The sequence below is a fragment of the Mesorhizobium sophorae genome (assembly GCF_002270415.1).
In the GTDB taxonomy this organism is placed as follows: Bacteria; Pseudomonadota; Alphaproteobacteria; order Rhizobiales; family Rhizobiaceae; genus Mesorhizobium; species Mesorhizobium sophorae.
Genome location: NZ_NNRI01000022.1, coordinates 1,291,020 through 1,305,150 on the forward strand (window position 1 = coordinate 1,291,020; position 14,131 = coordinate 1,305,150).

The 14,131-nt window shown below is 59.4% G+C and carries 11 protein-coding genes and 1 tRNA gene; 8 read left to right on the top strand and 4 right to left on the bottom strand.

Annotated elements, in window-relative coordinates; all coding sequences use genetic code 11:
* Positions 1–52: 52 nt before the first annotated feature.
* Positions 53–622, bottom strand: coding sequence for a hypothetical protein (locus CGZ66_RS40490; RefSeq protein WP_206073845.1), 570 nt, complete (start codon positions 620–622; stop codon positions 53–55).
* 567 nt (positions 623–1,189) lie between these two features.
* Here CGZ66_RS40490 and CGZ66_RS37495 point away from each other — a divergent pair.
* Positions 1,190–1,435: a hypothetical protein gene (locus tag CGZ66_RS37495; RefSeq protein ID WP_095091586.1), complete on the top strand. Its 246-nt coding sequence runs from the start codon at positions 1,190–1,192 to the stop codon at positions 1,433–1,435.
* Between the two features lie 73 nt (positions 1,436–1,508).
* Here CGZ66_RS37495 and CGZ66_RS37500 read toward each other — a convergent pair whose 3' ends face one another.
* The 3 genes from CGZ66_RS37500 to CGZ66_RS40225 all read right to left on the bottom strand — a co-directional run bounded on the left by CGZ66_RS37500 (position 1,509) and on the right by CGZ66_RS40225 (position 2,522).
* Positions 1,509–1,805 carry an adenylate cyclase gene (locus CGZ66_RS37500; protein ID WP_095091587.1) on the bottom strand — a complete coding sequence of 99 codons (297 nt, stop codon included), beginning with the start codon at positions 1,803–1,805 and terminating at the stop codon, positions 1,509–1,511.
* 282 nt (positions 1,806–2,087) lie between these two features.
* Positions 2,088–2,177, bottom strand: a tRNA-Ser gene (locus CGZ66_RS37505).
* A gap of 183 nt (positions 2,178–2,360) precedes the next feature.
* Complete coding sequence (locus tag CGZ66_RS40225; protein WP_167392395.1) at positions 2,361–2,522, bottom strand: hypothetical protein; 162 nt, start codon at positions 2,520–2,522, stop codon at positions 2,361–2,363.
* Positions 2,523–2,988: 466 nt separating this feature from the next.
* On the opposite strand from CGZ66_RS40225, the gene CGZ66_RS37510 reads away from it, so the two are divergent.
* From CGZ66_RS37510 to CGZ66_RS37560, 7 genes are all read left to right on the top strand, one after another.
* The gene (locus CGZ66_RS37510) at positions 2,989–3,210 is read left to right on the top strand and encodes a hypothetical protein (RefSeq protein WP_095091588.1); all 222 of its coding nucleotides are present in this window, start codon (positions 2,989–2,991) and stop codon (positions 3,208–3,210) included.
* Positions 3,211–3,526: 316 nt separating this feature from the next.
* On the top strand, positions 3,527–4,126 hold the full coding sequence (locus tag CGZ66_RS37520) for a c-type cytochrome (RefSeq protein WP_095091589.1): 600 nt from the start codon (positions 3,527–3,529) through the stop codon (positions 4,124–4,126).
* Between the two features lie 2,408 nt (positions 4,127–6,534).
* On the top strand, positions 6,535–6,804 hold the full coding sequence (locus CGZ66_RS37530) for a hypothetical protein (RefSeq protein WP_095091591.1): 270 nt from the start codon (positions 6,535–6,537) through the stop codon (positions 6,802–6,804).
* A 226-nt stretch (positions 6,805–7,030) separates the two neighbouring features.
* Positions 7,031–7,333, top strand: coding sequence for a DUF1330 domain-containing protein (locus tag CGZ66_RS37535; RefSeq protein ID WP_095091592.1), 303 nt, complete (start codon positions 7,031–7,033; stop codon positions 7,331–7,333).
* A 1,440-nt stretch (positions 7,334–8,773) separates the two neighbouring features.
* Positions 8,774–11,170, top strand: coding sequence for a calcium-binding protein (locus tag CGZ66_RS41465; RefSeq protein WP_167392396.1), 2,397 nt, complete (start codon positions 8,774–8,776; stop codon positions 11,168–11,170).
* 303 nt (positions 11,171–11,473) lie between these two features.
* A complete protein-coding gene (locus tag CGZ66_RS37555) occupies positions 11,474–12,703 on the top strand; it encodes a septal ring lytic transglycosylase RlpA family protein (RefSeq protein WP_095091594.1) in 1,230 nt (409 codons plus the stop codon).
* A 103-nt stretch (positions 12,704–12,806) separates the two neighbouring features.
* Positions 12,807–13,973 (top strand): D-alanyl-D-alanine carboxypeptidase family protein, encoded by a 1,167-nt coding sequence (locus CGZ66_RS37560; RefSeq protein ID WP_167392397.1) that lies wholly within the window; start codon positions 12,807–12,809, stop codon positions 13,971–13,973.
* Positions 13,974–14,131: the final 158 nt, after the last annotated feature.

The following is a 14,131-nucleotide window of genomic DNA, read 5'->3' on the forward strand; positions in this document are numbered from 1 at the left end:
TCTGTTTCAGGCGCAGGTCCTCGTCCATAACATTCCTCCGTTAGCTGGAGGTCTAACGTATCGACGAAGGGGAAGTTGCCCCCACGCGTCTAATAGGCTGTCTTTGGCCGTTTAGGTCCTTGGTTTTCACAAGGACCTTCCTTGGCTTCCCGAAAAGCGCGTGTAGCTTGTCCGCGACCTCCGTAATCGCAGGGAAGGCGGCATAGAAAATCGACATGGCGTCGCCTGCAAGGCCGTTACGAGCAGCGTAGTCCTCCAAGGCTTCCTGCGAAACGGTCAAGGTGAACGTGCCACCGTCTTGGTCCCAGACTAGAACCTCTACACCGCCGGCATTTATGTAGGGTTCATTCTTACGCCGATGATCCAGCAGGGTAGCACCGTATTGCGCCCACAGTCGCTCGCAGTCGTTTGCCCTCAGGCTTGGCGTTCCAGGTTTACCATAGAATACCATCGCCGCCCGGACGTCATATCCAAGCACCTCTGCATTGGCGACGAACTGGATGGCGTCCCCGAGGCGAGTGGTGCCGAGCTTGACCTCCGTCTTGCTCGCGAGGTCGATCACACCAATGATTTCGGCTTCGTTATTCCTGGCAGCCAATACCGTACATACAGTCGCGAGCATGTGAGCCTCCGCTAATAATCTTAACCTCCAGGAGCCGGCTTGTTTCCCGCCGCGACTAGCCGACCTGCAAACCAACACGGACAGCCAGCCCAACCGGCCACTGATGCCGTCGAGGAGCGAGAATGCCCACATTAGTTAAAAAAATAACAAAAACCTAAAAGGCCCTAGTCCAGGTCGGCCCAAGGGAACGCCGAACAAGACCACGCTGCTCAAGCACGCTATTTTGAAAGCAGCGGCGGAATATGCCTAACTGCGCGGGGCTTCGCAGTTACCAGCCGGGAACTCCGTCTACCTGGAGAGGAAACACGATCCATTCGTCAGGAAGGCGGCTACCCCAGCTCCGTCGCAGGTGGCAACCCTCGAAGCTGCCTTTCATGCCGAGTGGAAAAAGCTTCGCGCCATAGAGCCGGCGCTGAACGCAGCAGAGCAGCGCTATATGGACATCAAGGGACGGCGACCTGTCATGGCCGAAATGACAGCGGAGGAGGTCGAAAGGGTCCGGCGGACGACTGTCGCTGATCTCGCAAACCTACCGCCAAGCCGCGCTGGCGTCGAACATGCCGAGGCTTGCGCGCCTATGACAAGGCTGATGCTGGCATCCGGCGCAAGACAGGCTATGGCAAGCTCGATCGAGAATACTCCAAACAGACCCACCGCACGGGGAACGCAGCTAACGCGCTGCTTCGCTACCCTGCAAAGACGCTGGCCGATCTCGCGGCGAAGGAGCGAGTGCATCGCACGTGGGAATTTAACGGACAGGACTTCAATTACATCATGGATGACATTGCTCGGTTGGCTCGCAAGACGATCTGAACAAATGCCCTTCGGACACTTGATGCCCGCTGCTCACGGCAGCGGGCCTATATTGGCGCGACCGGGCCGTCACTCAATGGTTATGGGACTGCTGGAATCCGGCCACGTCGTATTGAGATACGCTCTTCGGATTGTTTGAGTTCTGCGGTTGCTCGCCCGCGTAGTGTGTCCCCGCATTCCCCTCGGGGTTGAAGGCTGAGCCCGGGGCAGAACTGGCGTGACCAGGGGTAACGCTTCCTGTTTCAGTGGTTCCAATCGTTTGGCTGGGCTGACCTGTCTTGCCTGTTACGGTGTGGACGTTGGCAGCTGAAGCCGTGCCGGCCGAGGCTACAAGCAAGCCCACCGCTATCGGAATGAGGCGATGTTTCATGGTTGTTCTCCCAAAGCGTTTCGACAGGGCGCTCGGATCTTGGGAGCACCCGGCGAACTAACTAAACGCTTTTGGGACCACCACTCATCCGGAAGATCGCGAACTCGTGATGTCGCTGCCTCACGGTGGCGGGCTTTTTGTTGGCCTGCTACTTTTGCAACTAAACGCTACGGTATGAAACAGGATAGCCCAAGCATCGTCGAACGACGTTAGGAACGGAGTTAGGAAGAGAATAAGGCTACGGCCAATAACGTCGCAATATCAGCAGGATGACAGAAAATCTGGCGGAGGAAGTGGGATTCGAACCCACGGTGAGCTTGCACCCACGCCGGTTTTCAAGACCGGTGCCTTAAACCGCTCGGCCATTCCTCCGTTGTGATTTTTCAATCACTTAGGTAGTGCGCTGCCGGCTGGCTTCGGCCTGTTGGCACCGGATTGGCACCGAAGGCATTCCCGACTGGTTCGCGCTTCATTCCTGTAGTGCGGCATTGAGGGCCGCGTCAACCACCGCTGCGGCACCTTCCTGCTGACCTGGGAGCAGGTGCGCATGAATGTTCAGGGTGACTGACGGATTGGCGTGACCGGCGCGGGCCGACACGACATGCTGCGCAACAGGTGGGTGATGTGGGTATGCCGGAGGCCATGGAAGGTGACTTGCGGAACACCAGCAGTTTCGGCTTCCCGATCCTTCTCATCCTTGCCCATGCCAAGCTTCAAGCGATGCTCCTCGCTGGCCGTCATTGGCGCCATGTGCTGCATTGAAAGAAAACTCGCCGGGCGAAGGAACCCCAATCCCTCAAGCCCGGCGAAAGTTTACTTCCTGATCCCCGATCAGGACCGGTAGGAGGAGGGTACCGGCAATCTATGCAGTGCAAAACCGGTGCCAGCATTTTTTGTCCCGAAATGAGACAGGCCAACGCGAGCCATGCGCGACAGCGAACTTACCGAACGCCCTGGCCGAGGCTGGACGTGATGGGCCGAGGGCGTAGGCGAATACGAGATTGAGCGGACATGGTGGCAGGCCAAGGTCTTGCACTTCCCCAAGCTCAACGTGTCGGTCTGGTTCGAGGGATCTGAAGGGGTCGACGAGCGCCAGGCCGCGCGGGACGCTTCGGCGCTGTAGGACGGCGGCCAGGGGAAACGCTTGCTGGCGAGGCCGTTGGCGCTCTGATACGATCGGCCTGTGGATCAAGAGACCTTAGATCATCATGCGCTCGGCTTGCTGAAGCAGTATCGAGATGTCCTGGTCGAGAGCTTTGCGCCCCGTGACGCTGATGGAGTGCCTGAAATCAGGACTCTAGCCCAAAGCACCGACCCTTTAGAAATCGCAGCTTTGAAGGACATTGAATTACTCGATGTCGTGATCGGCGCGATGTCAGGCCAGGTCGTTCGCCACTCTATCTGAAACCGTCCGCTGGAACCTGAGCCGTTGCCGACTTTATGGCTCAATGAGCACGCGCGGAATCGATTTCCTAGATCAATGGATTGCCAACAACATCCCCGAGACGGCAAAGGCCCAATGTCATCTCGGTTGACGAGCTCACCCACAAACTGATTGCTGACGCGGCAGTGATCGGAATTCGGGGGATCGAGATCGGCGAAGAGGTCGACAGATGCTGGCGTGCCGGAGTGACCATTCGCCGCTTGCCGGCGAGATCACGCGGCTTGACCTTCCATGTACTGGAAGGTGTATGGCCGAAGCATGACTTGGAGGTAGGCGCATGAAGGTTGGAGTTGCGGCCTGCCCGCACTGGGGAGCGCACAACTCGGTGAAACGCATCGTCCTTGCGGTGGGGCTTGCACTGGCTTGTGTTTCAAGCCTGGCCGCTGCCAAGGTTGGCAGTGAAGCGCTCATCGAGGCCCGCCAAGCGTCCATGAAACAAATGGCAGCGGCTGCAAAAACGCTTGCTGGGATGTTTAACGGCCAAGTCCCTTACAATGCTGCTGCATTTCGAGACGCTGCCGAAACCCTACGAGATCGAACCGGGAGCCTCGTTGGCGAGTTTCCATCCGGATCGCTCGGTCCACTGTCCGGTGCCAAACCGGAAATCGACCAAGACCGACGAAGTTTTGAGGCGCTGGCTCACCACATCGCCACGCTCACAACTGCACTGGCAAAGGAGGCTGCGAATGCGCCCCCGAAAATCAACGGCGAAATGCGGATGGGGCCCGGAACGATGATGGACGGCGGAAGTCTGCTGGGGAAGCGCACTAACGCGGCTGAACCCGATCCGGCGACGCTGCCCGCAGAACACTTGGTGCACATGATTTTGCAGGATTGCACCGGTTGCCACTCCAGGTTCCGCCAAAAGATTCGATGACGGTCGTCCACGAATTAATTCTCTGATGATTTTGTCGACGCGCAACTCCTGCTCACCGGCAAGAGTGAACGGGCGCTTGCGGGGCGCTGTTTTGCCCTGAAGGGCGGCGCTTGCCGCTGCTCCCGCCGTCGCTGGTACATCCGCAGTCGACGGCGGGTGCCGGACTTAAAGCTTGCACCGGCCATTGCGGGGGAGGTCAGGTCTCCCGCGCGAGTGACTCTACAACCACGTCAGAAGTTGCTCAATTAAGGCTAAGTGCGGGTGGCCATCATCCTTTCAGGGGCCTTACCGGGCGCTTGCCGGAACCATCTCCAAGCGCTTATCGACCGGCTCGGCCCGGATCGCGGCTGCATTGGGATCTGGTCGAGGCCCTTCGGCTGCTCGGATTGTACGGCTGCAAGGCGCGACCGCCGGCCGGTGTTACGAGGGTATCCAGGCGCAGCGCAACCGCGACTGGAAACCGACGTTCTCATATCGCCAAGCGAACGGCGCTAGATGTCCCGCCACGGATCAATTGTGCTTGGCACCGAAATTGCTCTGTTGATTAAAACAGCGAGATATCTCTCTAGATGATCGAAAGCGCCCCTAGGATTGTCTGCAATTCGTGCAGAGTGCCCCTTAGCAGCGTCAGTGAGCCTCAAGGGTCCGACCTCTTATCTTGCCCCAATTGCCGGATTTCCGACACATACGACAACGTCATGCTTGAACTTGGCCAACGCACGGCGGACGCACTTTTGCGCGCGATCTACCGACCTGTTCCCTCGAGGATCTATCGTTTCGCCCTTCTCTTTTCAGAAGGGGGACACCACCCCAAGCCGACAAGGTCGCCCCTGATGAGCACGACTAGTGACGAGGACCACCGCCGTATGCGAATGCGGGTCAGGCGGAGGAAGGATGGTCCGTCCCGTGCCTAAAGAGGCCAACGGAAACGCGCGCTGTGCTTCATATTAGACCAGAAAGATGGAGTAGGTGGGCAACTCGCATGCCGAGGCCCACTGTGAATTCGCCATCGTTGGCAGCAAAGTCCCAACCGAAGAATGCCGCCCAGCCAAAAAGCAGAATGGAGAAGCGCATTAAACGACGCTAAATTAGACATGTTGAATAAAGGTTAAGGGCTTTATATGCGACGGTTAGCCCTGAGCCTTTCCCCCCGGCCGGGCACTACCATGTTGACCCAGAAATGCCAGTGAAGCCGGTCGCTTTTCCGCCAGGCAATCCATCCCGGCGCCCTTTTGACACTCAACAAACCAGCGGGGCGCCGAGCCATTACCCGGCGGCGCTTTGAGGGGAACGGCGCCGAATATTCATCATAGCGCGCTCGCTGGAGTTTGTTGGAATACAGCCTTTTGGACGATGCCCCGCGGTTGAAAATGCCGGCCGGATGCCCGTCACCAAAAAATCCGGGCTTTCTTAAATCCGAACTCTATTCGCTACGGCTGGCCTGCCTCTTAGGTCTGACCCCGGCAAGCGATTGTCGCCTACGAAACGGTCTTCGGACGATAGTTTGGGCGGTATGAAAGGACCCGTAGCGCCGATCTCGCCTAGCCAATCCTCGTAGCCAGTGTTCATTTTGGACACCAGTTCATCGGGATCATGTATCCCGGACTGGAATAGGCTCTTGAGGCGCCGGCCGAAGTGTTCCCATGCCGGATGGCCTTCTGGAATTCCTGCCTCTGTGCAATAGTCGTTGAGAACCTTTGTTAGCATTGCAAGTTGCTCAGAATCGAGATGATCGTCGGATGACATCGCTTTATCCCTCGTGGGGGCGAAAGCGTGATCGACTCTTCCAAGCGCCAGGCGCCCGTTCAAATTGGCCAGCGACGTCCTTTCAGTACGCTTTAGTCAGGGATTAGCGAGTCAAATCGGGCGTGGAGCGGAGCTTGGGAAATATCTTTCAGCCGACGGAACGTTTGTGGTCGCCCGGTGTTATCACCCTGATCCCCGCATAGGGATCATAAAGGGCCTTGCCCCTCCTGGCCCTAGTTTGAGTCCGCTGTCTCCCCGGCAGCGGACCCGACGTATTTCAGTGATCGTGCCTTACGAATCAGTAAGTCGTCGGTCCGCGCAAAGCCAGATAACCAGCATCGTCGTCACCGAACGGCACTTTGCTGCCCGGCGGGCCTCCACCTGCCGAGAATCAAAGGCCCGCTGCCCGCTCTCAGTCTGCTGGCGGCGGGCTTTTCGCCCAAGGGGGCATTGGTGGTGACTACGCAGCGGAGGCGGAACGACTTCATAAAAGCATAGTCCAGCCGCTTCTATCACCTAGCAGCGAGCATTACCGGGCGCTCCAGCGCACCCACGAAGCGCTGTTGAAGACGGTGAAGGACGTCACCGGCAAGGATTCGCCGTTCATTCAATGGTTCGGGACAGGGCCTGTGCGGCCTCCCAAGGCTGGGTAGCGCCATCCCATGACCATGAAATATCCGTTCGTCGAGGACACGCTCGGCAAGAAGCTGCAGATCGGGTCGGGGCTTTCCGTCGACTGCATGACGTGCCGCCGGCATGCCGACCTCAATATCCAAGCGCTGGTTGACCGTCTCGGCGAAGATTACGGCTGCCTACACTGGGATTTGATCCGGGTCCTATTCTGCCAGCCCTGCCGTGACGCTGGGCGCCCTGACCGAAACATCTCGTTCACCAGCCACCCGAAGACACCAGGGCAGCGACGCTCAGACTAAGCGGCCCGGCATCTCCGCACGGCGGGGGGCCAGCAGACTGTCGGGCCTGACCGGCGCGGGTTGGGGAGCGTGCCGGCTGGTGAAAATATACGCTTTCGCTAATATGTTCGGGACCTATCCGTAAGAACGATGGAAGCAGCAAAAGGTGGAGCACAAACCCGTAAAGATCTAAACGGAAGGCCAAAGTGATGGCGAAGGGGTTCGACGACAAAGGGAGGGAGCACAAATGGCCGCCTATCTTATCGCGGATGTGGACATAAAAGACGCTGCCGCGTTCGAGGAATATCGGCGGGATGTTCCGGCCACCGAGGCGCGCTACGGCGGGCGATACTTAGGTCGTGGCGGTGCGACCAAGGTTCTGGAAGGTGACTGGGAGCCACACCGTTTGGTTATTATCGAATTCCCCGATATGGCGTCATTGATGGGCTGGTATAATTCGCCGGAGTACGCCCGCCTGATCGAGATCCGAAAACGTTGCGCCAACACCAGGATCATTGCGCTGGAAGGGATCACAACACCCATTGTCTGACGGTGCTGCGAAGCGGGCCTTTAGGGCCGGCAGAACAAGGACTTCAGTCTTAATTGCGCGATATCTAATATACGATAAACTTAACAGCGCGGGGGGCTTTTCCCGCCAAGGTGGCCGGTGCGGCTTCGCTTCCCCAAGCATCCCCTGCGCCGGCCATTCGCGTCGATAATCGGGAATTGTCAGATTGGATGCTGCACGCGTTAGCTTCGAGGCCAGGCGACGGGCAGACACGGTTGCGCCGCCGCCAAGATTTGATCCTATCAGGGGAAGTGTGGCGGCGGCGGCGATAGCCAGCAGCGTCGTTGCGGTTTTCTATTGGCTTGCAGGCAGCAATCACATCGCGGGTCCGATCGGCGTAATCACGATTTTGGCATTTGCGCTGCCGTATCTTTATCTCCGGAGAAAGGAGCGGAAGAACAGTGAGGCCTTTGATACCTATTACATCAGATTTTTGGAACTAGAGAGGGCAAGGGAGAAAAGCTTGGCTGCCGCCAAACCAAGCACCGCTCCCGGTAAGCCCTCATCGCGCCTGGCGCCGCTGCCCCTACATCCTGATCGAGACATACGACAACAGGTAAATGATCGCGATGGACGCCGTAGCGAGTACGACCCATACTCCTAAGCTGCTCATGCTTCCTCAATTCCCGCCGGCGCACTCGTTGGGCAGGGTGTTGGGATGGTGGACGCCGGCCCAGACGGAAAAGGTCCCCAAGCACAAGCTAATATAATTGAGATGCAGACGCCTATGGTGTGATCGCGGGAACCCATGGCCCAAGCGCTCCCGTCGGTCTCGCTTTCCTCGTCGATCATCCGGACCCGCAATGAAGGCTGATGCCTGATGCCAATGAATGTTTCGCGGAGGTGGATCTTCCCGCGCTTTATCTAGATTGCGCTGATTCCATGCACAGATAGCAGCGCCCGCTGCTGCATCCCGAACCACGAACGCAATCACCTATGGCGGAGGAAGTGGGATTCGAGCCCACGGTGAGCTTGCACCCACGCCGGTTTTCAAGTCCGGTGCCTTAAAACGCTCGGCCATTCGTCCGCTGTGACTTTCCAATCACTTAGGTAATGCGCTGCCGACTGGCTTCGGCCCGTTCGCAACGGATTGGCACCGAAGGCGTTCCGACTGGTTCGTAGTGCGGCATTGAGGGCCGCGTCAACCACCGCAGCAGCGCCTTCCCGTGATCTGATCAAGGTATTGTTCTGCCGACGTTGCAGGAGGAAAGGCGCCCTGATCGGAACCTCGCCTTCACCAGGCAGCCGACGATGCCTCACAAGAGACGATGGGGGCGAGAACTTTTCCATTAGTAAATACTAATAGGCAAGGGTATGGTCCGGCGGACGCAGCGTCAGGCATCGCGTAGGTGCCCTGGCCGATGGTGGCATGAACATCACGAAAATCGAAGCGATCCGGGCACCTGCCCAAGGGGGACTGGCATGGCTTTGACCACCACCTACTCCGTCACGCCGCTGCTCGAGCGCATCTTCCCGGCCGTGGACCCCGCCTCGAATTCCGACACAGTGGCCTTGAACGGCGGCGGCTTCGCGACGGTTGCCGACGTTCCGGGGGGTATTTCGGTCCCCGTCTTCTACGACGCCGCCGGCAACCAGCAGCCCCAGGTCATCAGCGCATTTGCCCCCGATGCCAAAATCGCGCAGCTGACGGACGGCACCGTTGCCATCGTGGGAGCGCATAGTGGCGGGGGCATTGATTTCGTCAGACAGACGGCCACCGGCGTCATCGTCGGAACTCCGTTGTCCATTGATACAGGTTCAGGCGCCTCGAACCCCGACATCGCTGCGAGAGCCGATGGCGGCTTTGTCGTTGCCTATCAGTATGACTACGGCGCCGGGGCAGGCAATGACATCGTGATCTACAACTCCGGGGCTTCCTATCCATTTGACGTGGACGCTTCATCGGCCAACGATCAGAACGCCAGCGTGGCGGGGCTTAACGACGGCGGCTTCGCTGTTGCCTGGGACCGGATAGACGCCGACGGTAATAGCATGATCTGGTATGCCGTCTACAACCATGACGGTTCGGTGAGGAAGCCGCCGGCCGAGTTCCAATCCGGCCACCAGGCGAATGTGACTGCACTCCAATCCGGCGGTTTCGCGATTGGGCTCGAAAAAGATGTGTTCCACAACGGACAGACCGACATAGTAGTGGCAGGCTTCGGTTCGGCCGGACAGCCGCTAAACTATGGCGGCAGCGTGGTAAGCCAACTGCCTACCGATGACAGCGAGACCGCCGTTACACAGCTGTCCAACGGCATGGTCCTGTCGACCTTCACCAACCTTTTCGATGCCGTCCACGGTGATCATGATATCCGCGGAGCACTGGTTGATCCGGTGACCGGATCTTTTATCAGCAACCCCGGCGATCCGCTGAAGATCGACTCCTCGGCGGACGACAACTCTCAATCATCGGTCTCGGCGTTCGGCCTTGCGCAGTTCGTGGTGAGCTACAGCAGCAACACAACAGGTGATGTCTCTCAAAAGACCTTCCAGCTTGTGCGGACCGTCACCGGCGACGCCGCCGCCGACAGCTTTACCGGCGATGATGCCGTTGACATCGTAAATGGCCTGGGCGGCAGCGACAACCTCGCCGGCGGCGCCAATAACGACACGCTAAACGGCGGCGACGGCAACGACCGTCTCGTTGGCGGCAACGGCAACGATTCGCTGAACGGCGGAACGGGGGCTGACGCCTTGCTGGGTGGTCCCGGCAATGACGCCTACTTCGTCGACAATGCGAGCGACGCGGTCGATGAGAGCAGCGCAGCCCTTGGCGCTGGCATCGATACCGTCAACGCCTACATCTCGATCAATCTAAGCGACGGCAACCACTTCACGGGCAATATCGAGAACGTCGCACTGCGCAGCGCAGCTTCGATCAACGCCACCGGCAACAGCCTGGCCAATACGCTGAATGGCAATTCAGGCGTCAACACGCTGAGCGGCCTCGGCGGCAACGATACGCTGGACGGCAAGGAAGGCGCCGACACCATGCAAGGCGGTCTTGGCAACGACACCTACTATGTCGACAATGCCGGCGATCATGTCGTCGAACTCAACGGCCAGGGCACCGACAAAGTGCAGGCCTATGTCAGCTTCAGTCTTTCCGGACAGGAGTTGGAGAACCTGGCATTGCGCAGCTCGGCTTCGATCAACGGCACCGGCAATTCGATCGCCAACATCATCACCGGCAATTCGGGCAACAACATCATCGATGGCCTCGGCGGGGCCGACACCATGAGCGGCAGCACCGGCAACGACACCTATTATGTCGACAACGCCGGCGACCATGTCGTCGAGCTCAACGGCCAGGGCACCGACAATGTCCAGGCCTATGTCAGCTTCAACCTTTCCGGCCAGGAACTCGAAAACCTGCAGCTGCGCAGCGCAGCGAACATCAACGGCACCGGCAATTCGATTGCCAACATCATCGCCGGCAATTCGGGCAACAACGTCATCAACGGCCTCGGCGGCAACGACACGCTGAGTGGTGCGCAGGGTCAGGACAACTTCGTCTTCACCACGGCGCTCAACGCCGCCACCAATGTCGACCACATCTCCGACTTCTCGGTGGTCGACGACACCATCCAGCTCGATAACGCCGTCTTCGCAGCGCTTGGAGGCAATGGCACACTGACGGCCGCCGCCTTCCACATAGGGGCAGTGGCCACTACTGCCGCCCAGCACATCCTCTACGACTCGGCGAACGGCTGGCTGAGTTACGATGCCGATGGCAATGGCGCCGGCGCCGCCAACCATTTCGCCACGCTCACTATGGGGCTCGCAATGACCAACAACGATTTCTTGGTCGTATGAATCCGCAAGCAGCCGGATGACACCATGTTCAAGGTTACCGACGGGCGGCGTGGCCTTTTCGGTGATCGAGCCAGAATGCCGACCGCGTGGGCCTTCCGTCCAAGCTACCGGCTGGCCGCAAAGGCACCGTGCCACAATATTGCCCGGTTCCGGCCATAATCGATTAATACCGTGATAAACAATTCCTGCGCACAAAGGATCGGGGTTCAAGGCGTCGTTGGCATTGTCGAGTGAGTGCACTGGCACCTGCGACGGTTAAAATAGCGGCGTCTTTCATTGAGACTGTAGGGGACATCTGAAAACATGCAGGCTGTGACGCACCCGCGTATTCGTCGCGCTGCTACAGTCGCGTTGTTGGCGATATCGGCTGCCTTGCTGGCGGCTTGCGCATCGCCTGAGCCCAAAGCGATGGTCTACAAAAAGACCCGCTCCAAGGAATATTTCTCCGAATCCGAATATGGCGTGAAGGCAAGCCCACGTGTGGCCTTCCGGGGCGGGCGGCTGCAGCGTGGCGGCGGCCGGGACCAGCTCGGCAAGCCCTATCAGGTCCGGGGCAGGTGGTATTACCCCAAGGAAGACAAGCACTACGCCAAGGTCGGTCTGGCCTCCTGGTATGGCGATGCCTTCCACGGCCGGCTTACCGCCAATGGCGAAGTCTACGACATGACACACCTGACGGCGGCGCATCCGACCATGCCGCTGCCAAGCTATGCCCGTGTCACCAATCTCAAGACCGGCAGCTCGGTCATCGTTCGCGTCAACGATCGCGGCCCCTATCACGAAGGCCGCATCATCGATGTGTCGGAGCGCGCCGCCCAAATGCTTGATTATGCCAATATCGGCACCGCTCAGGTGAAGGTCGAGTATGTCGGCCGCGCACCGCTCGACGGCGATGACGACCAGTATCTGATGGCCTCCTACCATCCCGGCAACAAGGCGCCGGACCCGTCGGATGGACTGCCGACCGGCGTCATGGTCGCCATGAACGGACCGTCGCCGAGCCTTCCCGTTGGTGCCGCCGCCGTACCGTTTCCTGGCCAGTTGACCGATTCGGAGACGGCCCAGGCGGTTATGCCGGCGCAGTCGCCGGCCTATGGCGACCTGGCATTGCCGGATTTCGGCCCGATCGTGCCGGAGCGCCCGGAGATCAGCCTGCCGCCGCAATCGCCGTTTGCCGTGGCCTCGCTCTCCTATGCGGACGATCGGGTAGAGCGCGCCTCCAACGCCTTCGCAGCGCTGGGCGGCGACGGCATGTCACCGGCCGACCTGCTGCAATCGTGGAAGCGTCAGTCGCCGTCGGCCGGTTCGCCCACCGACTATGTTGCGGCAGGTTCGTTCGAGGATGCGGCGGAGGCCAAGCGCGTTGCCGCCCAGCTTGCCGCATTCGGCAAGATCGAGATCCAGCGTTCAGAACTCGACGGCGAGGATTGGTATTCGGTCAATCTCTATCCCGACGGCCACCGAAATCTGGATGATTTGCTGCAGGCAGCCTGGTCGCATGGCGCGCCGGACGCGCTGGCTGTGCGCAACTGAACGCAAGCAAGGTCGGATTTCCACTGCGCGGTTGATCCGCCACGGAAAAAGCCTGATACTTTTCGCGGGCTTGCCGGACGTGCCGGCCAACGGGTCGAATTTCATGCAATTTCGCTTGCTCCAGCCTTTCGCCGGGCTTCTGTTTTTTTGCCTGCTATTGCTTTCCCTGGCTCCAGCCAGTGCGCAGCTTTTCGAGACCAAGGCCGCGCAGGTCTTCATGATCGATGCCGAGACCGGGACGGTGCTGTTTTCAAAGGATGCCGACAAGCCGATACCGCCGGCTTCGATGGCCAAGCTGATGACCATGGAAGTGGTTTTCAACGCCATAAAGTCCGGACGCCTGAAGCTCGACGACACGTTCGTGGTCAGCGAAAACGCCTGGCGCAAAGGTGGTGCGCCTTCGGGAACTTCGACGATGTTTGCCAAGCTCAAATCGTCGATCCGGCTCGAGGACCTCATTCAGGGCGTAACGGTGCAGGCGGCCAATGACGGCTGCATTGTCATTGCCGAAGGCATGGCCGGGTCGGAGGACAATTTTGCTTCGCAGATGACCGAGCGCGCGCGCCAGATCGGGCTCAAGACATCGACGTTCGTCAATTCGACCGGCCTGCCGGCGGACGGCCAGCAGACGACGGTGCGGGAGTTGGCGCTGCTGGCCGTGCATCTGTGGCGCGATTATCCGGATTTCTATCACTACTACGGCCAGAAGGATTTTACCTGGAACAAGATCTCGCAGCGGAACCGCAATCCGCTTCTGGCAATGGACATTGGCGCCGACGGCCTGGCGGTCGGCGCGAGCGAGACGTCAGGCTTCGGCATCGTCGGTTCGGTCAACCACAACGGCACGCGGGTGATCGCGGCGATGAGCGGACTGGCCAGCGACAAGGAGCGTGCCGAAGAGGCGCGAAAACTGCTCGACTGGGGTGTTCGCTCTTTCGAGAAGACCGAAATCTTCGCCAAGGACGAGGTGGTCGGCGAAGCCCAGGTTTTTGGCGGCGCGAAATCCGGCGTGACGCTGAAGGCGAAGGGTCCGATCGCCATCTTCCTGCCGATCACCAACCGCGACAAGCTGACGGCCAAGATCGTCTACACAGGCCCGGTTGCCGCCCCGGTGGAGGAAGGGCAGCCGGTGGGCGCGCTGCGCGTCTGGATCGGCGACACGCTCAGCCAGGAAACGCCGCTTTTCGCCGCCGAGTCGATCGGCGTCGGCACGTTGCCGCAGCGCGCGCTCGATGCCGTCAAGGAACTGGCGATCGGCTGGCTGCGCTAGAGCGGTTCATCGTTTCACGGAAATGCAGAACCGCTCTATCTCTTGGCTTTGACGCAATTCCCTAGGGAAAGTGCTGCGCTTTTCCCGGGAAGACCGTTTCACACTTTTCCTGGAATTGCGCTAGCGCCGACGGCATAGACGTTTGCCCCGACGCGGAC